Source organism: Sinomonas sp. R1AF57 (assembly GCF_002224485.1).
Lineage (GTDB): Bacteria > Actinomycetota > Actinomycetes > Actinomycetales > Micrococcaceae > Sinomonas > Sinomonas flava.
Genome location: NZ_CP022463.1, coordinates 2,339,736 through 2,351,749, shown reverse-complemented (window position 1 = coordinate 2,351,749; position 12,014 = coordinate 2,339,736). Strand labels below are relative to the sequence as shown.

The 12,014-nt window shown below is 69.7% G+C and carries 14 protein-coding genes; 6 read left to right on the top strand and 8 right to left on the bottom strand.

Going from position 1 to position 12,014, the window contains the following annotated elements:
• The first annotated feature begins 5 nt into the window (after positions 1-5).
• Together CGQ25_RS10785 and CGQ25_RS10780 are read left to right on the top strand one after the other, a co-directional pair.
• Positions 6-254 (top strand): hypothetical protein, encoded by a 249-nt coding sequence (locus CGQ25_RS10785; RefSeq protein WP_208709580.1) that lies wholly within the window; start codon positions 6-8, stop codon positions 252-254.
• The gene (locus tag CGQ25_RS10780) at positions 251-406 is read left to right on the top strand and encodes a hypothetical protein (protein WP_208709578.1); all 156 of its coding nucleotides are present in this window, start codon (positions 251-253) and stop codon (positions 404-406) included. The genes CGQ25_RS10785 and CGQ25_RS10780 overlap by 4 nt, the downstream gene beginning before the upstream one ends.
• A 433-nt stretch (positions 407-839) precedes the next feature.
• On the opposite strand, the gene CGQ25_RS10775 is transcribed toward CGQ25_RS10780, so the two are convergent.
• From CGQ25_RS10775 to CGQ25_RS18305, 8 genes are all read right to left on the bottom strand, one after another.
• Entirely contained in the window at positions 840-1,046 is a 207-nt protein-coding gene (locus CGQ25_RS10775; protein ID WP_208709576.1) for a hypothetical protein, read from the bottom strand.
• A 10-nt stretch (positions 1,047-1,056) separates the two neighbouring features.
• The gene (locus CGQ25_RS10770) at positions 1,057-1,263 is read right to left on the bottom strand and encodes a hypothetical protein (protein ID WP_208709574.1); all 207 of its coding nucleotides are present in this window, start codon (positions 1,261-1,263) and stop codon (positions 1,057-1,059) included.
• Positions 1,260-1,640, bottom strand: a complete 381-nt coding sequence (locus tag CGQ25_RS10765; protein WP_208709572.1) for a hypothetical protein — start codon at positions 1,638-1,640, stop codon at positions 1,260-1,262. Before CGQ25_RS10765 ends, CGQ25_RS10770 begins: the two co-directional genes overlap by 4 nt.
• Positions 1,637-1,915 carry a hypothetical protein gene (locus tag CGQ25_RS10760; RefSeq protein ID WP_208709570.1) on the bottom strand — a complete coding sequence of 93 codons (279 nt, stop codon included), beginning with the start codon at positions 1,913-1,915 and terminating at the stop codon, positions 1,637-1,639. Before CGQ25_RS10760 ends, CGQ25_RS10765 begins: the two co-directional genes overlap by 4 nt.
• Positions 1,912-2,316, bottom strand: a complete 405-nt coding sequence (locus CGQ25_RS10755) for a hypothetical protein (protein WP_208709568.1) — start codon at positions 2,314-2,316, stop codon at positions 1,912-1,914. The genes CGQ25_RS10760 and CGQ25_RS10755 overlap by 4 nt, the downstream gene beginning before the upstream one ends.
• Positions 2,317-2,615: 299 nt before the next feature.
• A complete protein-coding gene (locus CGQ25_RS10750) occupies positions 2,616-3,965 on the bottom strand; it encodes a recombinase family protein (protein ID WP_208709566.1) in 1,350 nt (449 codons plus the stop codon).
• A gap of 84 nt (positions 3,966-4,049) precedes the next feature.
• Complete coding sequence (locus tag CGQ25_RS18310) at positions 4,050-4,280, bottom strand: hypothetical protein (RefSeq protein ID WP_222703648.1); 231 nt, start codon at positions 4,278-4,280, stop codon at positions 4,050-4,052.
• A gap of 132 nt (positions 4,281-4,412) precedes the next feature.
• Positions 4,413-4,871: a class I SAM-dependent methyltransferase gene (locus CGQ25_RS18305; protein WP_222703647.1), complete on the bottom strand. Its 459-nt coding sequence runs from the start codon at positions 4,869-4,871 to the stop codon at positions 4,413-4,415.
• 163 nt (positions 4,872-5,034) lie between these two features.
• On the opposite strand from CGQ25_RS18305, the gene CGQ25_RS10740 reads away from it, so the two are divergent.
• The 4 genes from CGQ25_RS10740 to CGQ25_RS10725 all read left to right on the top strand — a co-directional run bounded on the left by CGQ25_RS10740 (position 5,035) and on the right by CGQ25_RS10725 (position 11,976).
• On the top strand, positions 5,035-7,455 hold the full coding sequence (locus tag CGQ25_RS10740) for a phosphoketolase (RefSeq protein ID WP_208713042.1): 2,421 nt from the start codon (positions 5,035-5,037) through the stop codon (positions 7,453-7,455).
• Positions 7,456-7,585: 130 nt separating this feature from the next.
• Complete coding sequence (locus CGQ25_RS10735) at positions 7,586-9,364, top strand: ABC transporter family substrate-binding protein (protein WP_208709564.1); 1,779 nt, start codon at positions 7,586-7,588, stop codon at positions 9,362-9,364.
• Positions 9,365-9,389: 25 nt separating this feature from the next.
• Positions 9,390-10,928, top strand: coding sequence for an ABC transporter permease (locus CGQ25_RS10730; RefSeq protein WP_208709562.1), 1,539 nt, complete (start codon positions 9,390-9,392; stop codon positions 10,926-10,928).
• A 1-nt stretch (position 10,929) separates the two neighbouring features.
• Complete coding sequence (locus tag CGQ25_RS10725; RefSeq protein WP_255405251.1) at positions 10,930-11,976, top strand: ABC transporter permease; 1,047 nt, start codon at positions 10,930-10,932, stop codon at positions 11,974-11,976.
• Positions 11,977-12,014: the final 38 nt, after the last annotated feature.

The window sequence follows — 12,014 nt, the reverse complement described above, 5'->3', positions numbered from 1 at the left end:
AAACCATGGAAGACAAGGCCACCCTCACCGCTGCTGCTGGCCGAGCGGCAGCGTGGGCCGCTACGGCAGCCACCACACTGCAGACCGCGAAGGACAGCCTTCGCTCGACGCTCCGGGCTGCCTTCATCGCCGGCACCACCCCGACGCAGGCCACCGTCGACACGCAGGCCGACGCCGTGAACCGCGCGCAGGCCGAGCTGAACGCGGCGAACGCGCTCGTGTCCGAGCTCAACGCTCAGGTGAACTTCGCATGAGCGGGGTCGAGGAGGGGCGCGCCCTCTACTACGAGACGCACCCCCGCCCGCGTGAGGGTGACGCCGAGCGTGAGGACGAGGAGCACGAGTCGGAGGGTATCGACGCCGGGCGCGCTCTGTTCGAGCGCTTCCACCCGCGCCGCGCCGACTGAGCCCCTACCCAGCGGTGCATCTCCCCGCGACGGTAGGACGAGTGAAGCCCCGGTTTTCCAGTGGACCGGGGCTTCGCTACGCCTGGAGGGGTGCCGAGGGCGACGCGGTCACGCTTCCACCGAGACACGCTGGATGAGGGAACTCGCTCGTTCCCACGCCGCCCTCGGCGCTGAGGGGGAGGGGAGCCGCTCAGCCTGATCCCGGGGGAATCGGCGGCCTCACCGCGCCCACCCGCCTACGTCACCCCGACCAGCAGCCCCCCTCCTCACGGCGGCAATGCTACGCCCACGCCTGGAGCGGTCAGTAGGGCGTCTCCGGCTCCTCCTCGACGAATGTGACAAAGCGATTCCAGCCGTCGCGGAGCCCTCAGCCGGAGCCAGAGGACCGCCAGCGGGCACCTCAGCCGGAGCCAGAGGACCGCCAGCGGGCACCTCACGCGGGCGGCGCGCGACCCTCAGCCTCAGGCGCCACCCGATCGACCGTCAGCCGCTCAGGCACGAAGAGCAGCCCCCCGCCGTCGCCGTCGAGCACCGCTATCGCCGTGCCCCCGCGTGAGGCCTCACGGGCGTCCCCCGTAGCGAGGTACGTGACGCCGTAGACCGCGAACACGTCGCCCTTCCGGATCGTGCGGGCGCTCACGCCCCGCCCCTCAGTTGGGCCACATGTCATCGCTGATCACCATCTGGAAGCGGCGGTCTATGAGCTCGACCGGACGGCGAAACTCGTCGTCGCAGCCCGCGCTCACGAGTACGTACACCTCGCTGCCGAATAGCTCCTCGACGCCGCGCACCATGAGCACGTTGCCGCCCCCGTACGCAACGACGATGAGCTGGCCTGGACGGAACCGCGCGCTCATCGCGCCGCCTCCAGCACTTCGAGGGCGAGCCGGTACGTGCCGCCCTCAGCCCGCTCCAGGCGTCCGTCGTAGAGCGCCTCGTGGAGGTCGCCCGTGCGCGCTGAGGCGATGAGCGTGCGAGCCCTGAGGTCGTCGTCCTCGGTGAGCGTGAACAGCGCGAACACCGCCGTGTCCGCGACCGCCTGGAAGGTGGTGAGCGCCTTGGTCGCTCGGTCGAAGTGGGCGACCGCGAAGGCGTCGCCACCGCTGTCCAGCCTCGACTGGGCGGCTCGGGCCGCGTCCTTCGCCTCCTCGACGGCGCTCCAGGCGTCCTTGCCCGCCTGCGCGAGCCTCCTCAGGCAGCGAACCTGCGTGCGGGTCAGCGTGAGGGTGGTCATGATGGGTCAGTCCTCTGGGTGAGCCGGGCGCTCAGCGCCCTGCGGTGTTCGGGGGAGTTGGCGACGACGACAGCGCCGTCGTGCAGGATGATCAGTCGGGCGAGGTCGCCCCCCGCGAGGCGCTTAGCGACCCGCATCACGGTGGCGTCGACAGTGATCGTGACGGTGTCGTCGGGGTGGCGCTCAGGGGAGCGGCGAGGCCGACGCGGCAGCCTCACGGTCGGGTCGGTGACCGTGAGGCGCGCCATACGGCTCAGGCGCGGCACGCCGCTCACGCCTCAGCCTCAGCGGCGACGACGGGGACGGAGCCCGAGTGGCCGGACGCCTTGTGGTGGAGCGCCAGCCCGCCCGCGTTCGACTCGCGGCCGCATTCGGTGCAGCGGAAGCGCTTCGTGTTCGCGGTCGTGGCGCCGCCCACCGCCCCAGGCTCCGGCTCCCACTCGTTGCGGGGGTCCTCACGCTGAGGCTGGAACACGACGACGGTGTTGCCGCTCTTCGAGGTCCAGGGGGCACGGCGCTCAGGCTCGCCCTTCACGACGTCGACGAGAAATTCCTCGTGATCGCCACCGAGCTCCTTGATGCGATGGACGGTGTCGGCCCGGCGGACGCCTGCGGCGGTGCGAAGGGCGCCAGTGGAGGGCTCGTAGATCGTGATGTTCTGCAGATACGTGGTCACGGGGATCAGCTCCAGATTCAGTTGCCTATGTCAGGACAAACATCCTGACGTGAGAGTTATACTCTCGGTTAGCGTGCTGTCGCTAGTAGCTGCCCTGAGGCGTTCGGACTCGCTCAGCGAGGCCGGAGCCGGGGGTGAGGCGTCGGCGAAAGCGCCGAGCAGGCGATCTCAGATCTCCGCCGGGCTCGCGGGGGTGGGGCTGCGGGTACGGGTGTAGCCGGGGGAGCGCGCTGGGCCTGCTGAGGAGACGGCAGCCGCCCTCCAGGTGCGCGCGGCCTCAGCTCCAGGCGCGCGCGGCCTCAGCTCCAGTCGAAGGTGACCGTCTCAGGGTCGAAGCCCCTACGCCCGCGCGGCGCGGGGTGGACCCTCACCGTGAACAGCAGACCGATCACCCCGCGACGGATCATGAGCGACGACTCGGTGAGGTAGGCGACAGGGTCAGACGCGCGGAGCACGGCCGCAGCGGGGTTCGCCGCTCGCGCCAGTGCGGCCTCGGCCGTGACGAGCTCAGCCTGAGCGCGGTCGGTGGCGACCCTGAAGCGGTGACCGTCGATCAGCCCCGAGTCGTACTCGTCAGCGATCCGCGTGAGGCGCTCCCTCAGCACGCGCACCTGCTCGGCGGCCTCACGGTTCTCGCTCGTCGGCGCGGTCAGGCGAGCCCGAAGCTCGGCTACCCGGTCGGGGTCGCTGAGGAACTCCACCGCGACGCCGGCGACGTAGAGGTCGATGTGGCGCTGGGCGCGCGTCAGGTGGCCAGCTGGGCAGCGGTACCGGCCACCGGTCCATGACGTGAGGGCGTCGCCGCAGACGCCGCACAGGTACAGCCCTGAGCCTAGGTGCTTCCGGTCGGTGCCCTCATGCGTTCGGCGGCGCGGGTCGCTCAGCTTCACCTGGACGATGGTGAACAGGTCCTCACTCACGATGGGCGTCCAGCCCCCGGCTCGGCCGGTCTGCTGCCCCCGGTAGATCGCGCGCCCGGCGTAGCGAGGGTTCGTGAGGAGGGTGCGGACCGTCGACGGGTTCCAGGGCGCGCCGTGGCGGGTAGGTACGCCCTGCTGCTGGGCCCACGCCGCGAGCGCGCGCAGCGAGTCGCCAGCGGCGAACCGCTCGAAGAGCACCCTCACGAGGTCAGCCTCAGCCGCGACGAGCTCGCCCTTCGGCGTGTAGCCCGTGAGGCGTACCCCGAGCGGTGGCCGTCCTACCTCGGCGCGCTGCCGTGCCGCTGCCCGCTGGCGCGCGGCCTTCCGCTCAACCTCGCCTCGGGCGACCGCTGCCTTGATTCGGGCGTACATGCGCCCGCCGTCAGTCGTGAGGTCGGCCTCGCCGTTGGCCGTGACCAGCAGGAGGCCGCGCGTCTCGGCGAGGTCGATCCAGTCCTCCAGCTGGCGCGGCTGGCGCGTGAGGCGGTCCAGATCCCAGCACACGATCGCCTGGAAGCGTCCGGCCTCGTAGTCGGCGACCATGCGGTCGTAGTCGGGCCGCTTCTTGCGTCGGTCTGAGGCGCTGATCGAGTTGTCCTTGTACTCCTCGACGACGCTCCAGCCCCGGGCCGTCGCCAGAGCGCGGCAGTCGTCGCGCTGGCGCTGGACGGCTAGCTCGTCGCCGGCGGCGTCGAGGGACTGGCGGAGGTAGATTGCTGCGGTGGTCATACCGTCAAGGCTACGCCGCAGCAGGTTGCGCAGCTAGGCAACTCTGTCGAGTTCCGCTTCAACGTCTAGCCGGGAGCAGGGCCGTCACGCCTCGCAGACGAAGGTAACGGTCCGGATCCGCTCCTCGCGCAGGTTCGCGACCTGATTGCGCGTCATGTCCCCGAAGTCGCTGCCGAGGAAGGTCGCGAACGTCACCGGGGGCCCACCCGACTCCGCAAGGCGCGCGGCCATCGTCTCGAACCATGCGAGGCTCTCGGCCGAAGAGTCGGCCTGGCCGACGATGGTGAACCCGGCGCCGCCGAGGAATGCCGCCATTTCGTCAGGGGAGGCGAGGAAGCTGGTCGCACTGTCCCGGGCCCATGGAACCGGGTAGTGGACCTCGTCTCCGGGCCCCTGCAGGACGTCGTACACGACGAATCGGGCCCCCGGTGCCAGGACCCGGCGCGCCTAGCGGTACATGGCCGGCTTGTCGGCGACATTCATGCCCACGTGCACGGTGAGCGCCGCGTCGAAGTGGGCATCCGGGAAGTCCAAGGCCGTGGCGTCCCCCACGAGGAAGGCCGTCTTCCCGCCCAGGCCGGTCCACGCCGAGAGGTCGGCAGCCGCAGCGGAGAAGGCGGGCGTGGGGTCGACCCCTGTCACGTGGGCGCCCGTGGCCTCGGCGATGGTCCGGGCAGGGCCGCCCAGCCCACTGCCGATGTCGAGCACCCGTGACGTGGCGTCCACCCGCAGTGCGCGGGCCATCTCGAGCGTCGCGGTCCGGCCGCGGATGTGGAACTCGTCGACCGGGGCGAGGACCGTCGTCGCAATGCCCTCCCGCTCGATGCCAGCAGCATCCAGCGCCGCCGCAATCGCAGAAGTGAGGTCGCCCGAGCCGGCGTAGTGGTCCACGAGGGAGTCCGTCACGCTGAGATTCTAAGCCCGCCTGGCCTGGACGGACGCCGGCGCGCACGAGGTGTTCTCCCCGACGTCACTCCAGGGCCATTCGCCTCAAGGGCCCCGCAACCTCGCCGGGCTAGGCTGGGCAGCGACCGGCCGCGTAGATCCAGCTGTGTCCGCGCGGCAGCCGATGCGGAAGGGCGGTACCCCTCACGTGACGACGACAGAGCCAACCACGCACCTCACCGAGCAGGGGATGGAGGATCTCGAGCGCTGGTGGCGGGCGGCGAATTATCTCTCCGTCGGCCAGATCTACCTCCGCGACAACCCGCTGCTGAGGAGGCCCCTCGAGTCCGCGGACGTCAAGAAGCGCCTCCTCGGCCACTGGGGCACCACCACAGGCCTGAACTTCATCTACGCCCACCTCAACCGTGCCATCATCGCCCGTGACCAGGCGATGCTGTTCGTGACGGGGCCCGGACACGGCGGCCCCGCAAACGTGGCCAATGCCTACCTCGAGGGCACCTACTCGGAGATCTACACGCGCTTCGGAGACGACGAGGACAGCCTCCGGGAGCTCTTCCGCCAGTTCTCGTACCCTGGCGGCATCCCGAGCCACGCGGCCCCGGAGACGCCCGGCTCGATCAGCGAGGGCGGGGAGCTCGGCTACTCGCTCGCGCACGCCTTCGGCGCTGCCTTCGACAACCCGGACCTCGTGGTCGCGTGCGTCGTGGGAGACGGCGAGGCCGAGACCGGCCCCCTGGCCGGCAGCTGGCAGTCGACCGCCTTCCTCGATGCCGCCCGCGACGGCGCCGTCCTGCCGATCCTCCACCTCAACGGCTACAAGATCGCCAACCCCACGGTCCTGGCCCGGCGCCCGGAGTCGCAGCTGCGCTCCTACCTGGAGGGCCTCGGATGGGCGCCGCGGTTCGTCACCGTCGACGACCCGCAGGACCACGACGGCGCACACCGCGACTTCGCCGCCGCGCTCGATGACAGCCTCGACGAGATCCGCGCCATCCAGGAGCACGCACGCTCGGCGGGGGAGCGGCCTGCCGACGAGCCGGCCGCGTCCTGGCCGCTCATCGTGTTCCGCTCCCCGAAGGGCTGGACAGGCCCGGCGGTCGTGGACGGCAAGCCGGTCGAGGGCACCTGGCGCGCACACCAGGTCCCCCTCAGCGGCATCCACGAGAACCCCGAGCATCTCGCCCAGCTCGAGCAGTGGCTGCGCTCCTACCGGCCGGAGGAGCTCTTCACGCACGACGGCGCCCGCTCGCCCGAGCTGGGCAGCCTCGCCCCGCGCGGTGACCGCCGCATGAGTGCCACGCCCTTCGCAAACGGGGGGCGCCTGCTCAACGACCTGCGGCTCCCCGACCCCGAGGCGCACATGATCCCGGCGGAGGCGCCCGGCGTCGTGCGTGCCGGGGCGATGCACAACCTCGGCGAGTGGATGCGCGAGGTGATCCGGGCCAATCCGACGAACTTCCGGCTCTTCGGCCCGGACGAGACGGCGTCCAACCGCCTCCAGGCGGTGTTCGAGGCGACGGACAAGGTGTGGCAGGAGCGCATCGAGGGCGTCGACGAGCACCTTTCCCGGGCGGGACGCGTCATGGAGGTGCTGAGCGAGCACCTGTGCCAGGGCTGGCTCGAGGGCTATCTCCTCACGGGGCGGCACGGGGTCCTGAACTCGTACGAGGCGTTCGTGCACATCGTGGACTCGATGTTCAACCAGCACGCGAAGTGGCTCAAGGTGCACCGGGAGCTGCCCTGGCGCCTGCCGGTCGCCTCCCTCACGTACCTGCTCTCGAGCCACGTGTGGCAGCAGGACCACAACGGCTTCTCGCACCAGGACCCGGGATTCATCGACCACGTGGTCAACAAGAAGGCGGACGTGATCCGGGTCTACCTTCCCGTGGATGCGAACACCCTTGTGTCCACGATGGACCACTGCCTGCGCAGCCGTGACTACGTCAACGTGGTCGTGGCGGGGAAGGCGGCGTCGCTGCAGTGGCTGGGGCCCGAGGAGGCGCAGCTTCACTGTGCCCGCGGCATCGGGATCTGGGACTTCGCCGGGAGCGAGGTCGAGGGGGAGGAGCCCGACGTCGTGCTGGGCTGCGCCGGAGACGTCCCGACAGCGGAGGCCGTCGCCGCGGCGCAGATGCTGCGCCGGGACCTGCCCGGGCTCAAGATCCGCCTGGTGAACGCCGTCGACCTCATGCGCCTCCAGGACGAGCGGGAGCACCCCCACGGCCTCCCGGACCGCGAGTTCGACGCCCTCTTCACCACCGACAAGCCGGTGGTGTTCGCGTACCACGGCTATCCGTGGCTCATCCATCGGCTCACCTACCGCCGGGCCAACCACGGGAACCTGCACGTGCGCGGCTACGTCGAGGAGGGCACGACGACGACCCCGTTCGACATGGCGATGCTCAACCGGATCGACCGCTTCCACCTCGCCATCGACGTGATCGACAGGGTCCCCGGGCTTGCGGCCAAGCACGCCGCCCTGCGGCAGCGGTACGAGGACGAGCTGGTCCGCGTCCGCGCGTACACGAGGGAGTTCGGGGAGGACCCGGAAGGCATCCGGGACTGGGTGCTCGGGGAGGGCTGACCGTCCCCGCGCGGCGCGATAGATTGCAGGTTCATAACGACAGGACCCGAAGAGTAACCTCCGCCGAGGTCGCGACGAGGGTCACGTCTAGGCTGTGTGGCACGTGGGTGTCGATGAAGAAGGAGTCGGAATGCGGCGTGGGCGTATCTCCAGGGCTGTAGGCATTGCCGTACTGGCGGTACTCTCACTCGGCGCGTGCGCGACCCAGAACAGCCCCGCCCCGGGAGCGTCCACAGGACAGGCGAGCGCCAAGCAGGGCGGCAAGATCACTGTGGTCGAGGTCAACGCCTTCAACTCCTTCAACCCGAACACCGCGACCGGCAATGCCGAGATCAACTCCAAGGTCAGCTATCCGACGCACTCGGGCTTCTACTACATCGACAACAAGCTCAATGTGGTGCGCAACGAGAAGTTCGGCAAGATGGAGAAGGTCTCCGACGACCCACTGACCGTCAAGTACACCGTGAACGACGGCGTCAAGTGGTCGGACGGCACCCCCGTCACCGCCCATGACCTCTTCCTCCAGTGGGCCGCCTTCTCCGCCTACTACTCCGACGCGAACCCCTCCGCGAAGACCGGCACGAGCTACTTCTCGTTCGCGGGTGACCCGACCGGGCTCAACGCCACGGAGGTCCCCACGATCTCCGACAACGACCGGACCCTGACCTTGAAGTACACCAAGCCCTTCGCCGACTGGGAGATCGCGCTCGGCGGCCCAGCCATCGACGTGCCCGCCCACGTGATCGCGAAGAAGGCGGGGCTGCCCGACGCCAAGGCCCTCACCGACCTCATGAGGGGCATGAAGAAGGGCGACCCGGCCAAGCCGCAGCCCGCGAACGAGACGCTCAAGAAGGCGGCGGACTTCTACAACACCGGCTTCGACACGAAGACGCTGCCCGCGGACACCTCGCTGTTCCTCTCCAACGGGCCGTACATCGTCAAGGAGATTGTCCCCGACCAGTCCATGACGCTCATCCGCAACAGGGACTATGCCTGGGGCCCGACCCCGAACGCCGATTCCATCGTGGTCCGCTACATCGGCTCTGCGCCGGCGCAGGTCCAGGCCCTGAAGAACGGGGAGGCGGACATCATCGCCCCGCAGGCCTCTGCGGACACGATCGACCAGCTCAAGAGCGTGCCCGGGGCCACAGTCCTCCAGGACAAGCAGCTCGCCTACGAGCACCTCGACCTCAACTTCTCCGGCCCGTTTGCCGACAAGGACGTCCGGACGGCGTTCCTCCTCGCGGTCCCGCGCCAGGACATTGTGGACAAGATCGTCAAGAAGCTCGACCCCGAGGCCAAGCCGCTCGACTCCCAGTTCTTCGTCCCGGCCCAGACGGCCTACGCGAACTCCGTCAAGGACAACGGCTCGTCCGCGTTCGACAAGGTCGACCTCGACAAGGCCAAGCAGCTCCTCGCCGGCAAGCAGCCCGAGATCCGCATCATGTACAACAAGGACAACCCGAACCGCGTAGACATGTTCACGCTCATCAAGGAGTCCGCCGAGAAGGCTGGCTTCAAGATCGTGGACGGTGGGCTCGGCCGCTCGGACTGGAGCAAGGCGCTGGGCAAGGGCACCTACGATGCGAGCATCTTCGCCTGGTCCAACCCGGGGGTGGGCGTCCAAGGCGTACCGGCGATCTTCAAGTCGGGCAACGACCTGAACTACAACAAGTTCTCGAACGAGGAAGCCGACAAGCTCATGGACGAGCTGATCGCGACCACGGACAAGGGCAAGCAGAACGAGATCATGACGAAGCTAGACAAGATCGTCTGGGACTCCTCCTACGGCCTGCCGCTGTTCCAGACCCCCGGAGTCCAGGCCTACAGCGACAAGGTCGACGGAGTGGCGTACAACCCGATGAAGACCGGCGTGTGGTGGAACTTCTGGGAGTGGTCGGTCAAGTAGCGAACGCCCAGGACACCACGCCGCCATGCTGACGTACCTTGTGCGGCGGCTGGCCACGGCCGCGCTGATCCTCCTCGGCGCCTCGTTCGTGGTCTACAACCTGACCGCGCTCTCGGGCGATCCCCTCGAGGAGTTCCGTGGGAGCGGGGCGCCCAACGCCAGGCAGCTCATGGACGCGCGCGCGGAGCTTCTGGACCTCGGCACCCCTGCTCCCCTGCGCTACTTCACGTGGCTCGGCGGCGCGGCCCGCTGCCTCATTCCCATCGCCGGGGGATGTGATCTGGGGAAGAACGTCGCGGGCCAGCCGGTCACCGAGGCGCTCGGCGTCGCACTGGTCCAGACGCTCACCCTGGTCACGGCCGCGGCGGTCCTCGCGATCCTCGTCGGCGTTGCACTCGGTGTCGTCACGGCCCTGCGGCAGCACAGCGCGCTGGACTACGGCGTCACCTTCATGGCCTTCCTCTTCTTCTCCCTGCCGATCTTCTGGGTCGCGGTGCTGCTCAAGGAGTACGGCGCGATCGGGTTCAACGACTTCCTCGCCGATCCCGAGATCCCGTGGCAGGTGTCCGCGGGCCTGGGCGCCCTGGCGGCCCTGAGCGTGGGCGGAGTGGTCGGTGGGCGGCCCCGGCGTCGGCTCGCTGCGGGCGGCACCGCCTTCGTCCTCACGGCGGGCCTGCTCGCCCTGGCCTCGGCTACGCGGTGGTTCGCCCGCCCCGGATTGGGCCTCATCGTCCTCCTCGTGGCCGGCACCGGGTTCGCGTTCGCTGCCGCGGGACTGGCCGCCGGGCCGAGGAACCGGAGGGCCCTCGTGGCCGGGCTCGCGGCCGTCGCGGTCGGGCTCGCGGTGTACTTCCCCATCCAGGTGCCCCTCAACGGCGCCACGCCGGGTACGGTCCTCGTCCTCGGGGCCGTGACCGTGCTCGTCGGCGCTGGCCTCGGGTGGCTCGCCGGGGGCTACGACCGGCGGCAGAACATGCGCGTCGCCGTCGCCACCGCGTTGGCGATGGCCGCGATGACAGCCCTCGACCGCTACATGCAGGCGTGGCCCTCCTATGTCGCGGACAGCACCGTGCGCGGCCGGCCGATCGCGACCATCGGCGCATCGACGCCCAACCTCGGCGGAGACTTCTGGACGGTGGGCATCGACTCCTTCACCCATCTGGTCCTCCCCACGATCGCGCTCGTCCTCGTCTCGCTGGCGGGCTACGCGCGCTTCACTCGGTCCTCGATGCTCGAGGTCATGACCATGGACTACATCCGCACCGCCCGCGCCAAGGGAGTGGGGGAGCGCGACATCGTCCTGCGCCACGCGCTGCGCAACGCGCTCCTTCCGATCACCACGGTCGTCGCCTTCGACATCGGCGGCCTCATAGGGGGCGCCGTCATCACCGAGACCGTCTTCTCGGTGCGCGGAATGGGCGTGATGTTCCTCGAGGGTGTCACCCGGGTCGACCCCAACCCTGTCATGGCCGTCTTCATCTGCACAGCGGCGACGGCCATGGTGTTCAACATCCTTGCCGACCTCGCGTACTCGGCCCTCGACCCGCGGATCCGGGTGAGGTGACGTGTCCCAGCCAACCCAGCAGAGTGAGCTGCTCGCCGAGGGGGAGGCCCTCGCCCGTCAGAGGACGCCCGGTGAGGGTCCCGTCGGGCCGAAGGGCCTCAGCCAGGGCCAGATCGTCCGGAAGCGGTTCCTCCGGCACGGCGGCGCGGTCGTCGGGGTCTCCATCCTTGCCGCGATCCTCGCGCTCGCGTTCACGTCGGTGGGGTGGGGGCCCTTCACCGGCTGGTGGAGGTACGGCCACACGGACATCGCACCACTGGTCCACGACGGCGCACCCACCCTCTCGCTTGCCCCGTTCCGTCTGGGGGAGCACCCCTTCGGCCAGGATCGGATCGGCCGTGACCTCTTCGCGATGACGATGCGCGGGGCCCAGCAGTCCATCATTGTCATGCTCGTCATCGGGCTCATCGCCGGCGCCATCGGCGTCGTGGTCGGGGCCGTGGCCGGGTACTTCCGCGGCTGGGCCGACGCCGTCCTCATGCGCCTGACCGACATCGTGATCATCGTCCCGGCCCTCCTGCTCGCTGCCGTCCTGTCCGCAGTCGCCGGCCGCCGCGACGACGGCACCTGGTTCGGGGCCGTCGCGGGGCAGCACGGCGTGCTGGTGCTCGGCGTCTTCCTCGGCCTCGTGCTGTGGGTCGGCCTGGCCCGCCTCGTGCGCGGGGAGTTCCTGACGCTGCGTGAACGCGAGTTCGTCGACGCCGCCCGCCTGTCCGGGGCGTCGAGCATGCGCATCATCGTCCGGCACATCGTGCCGAACGCGATCGGCGTCGTGATCGTGAACGTCACGCTCACCATGAGCTCAGCGATCCTGCTCGAGACGGCGCTCAGCTACCTCGGGGTCGGCGTCAAAGCGCCCGACACCTCCCTCGGCCTGCTCATCTCCCAGAACCAGGACGCGTTCTCCACGCGACCGTGGCTGTTCTGGTGGCCGGGCGCGTTCATCGTCCTGATCTGCCTGAGCATCAACGTCATCGGAGACGGCCTGCGCGACGCCTTCGACCCGCGCCAGCGGCCTTTCCGCGCCGGTCCCGGGAGCGGGCGGTGACGCCGCCCCCGGGAGGGGCGCCCGGCGCCGTCGTGCGC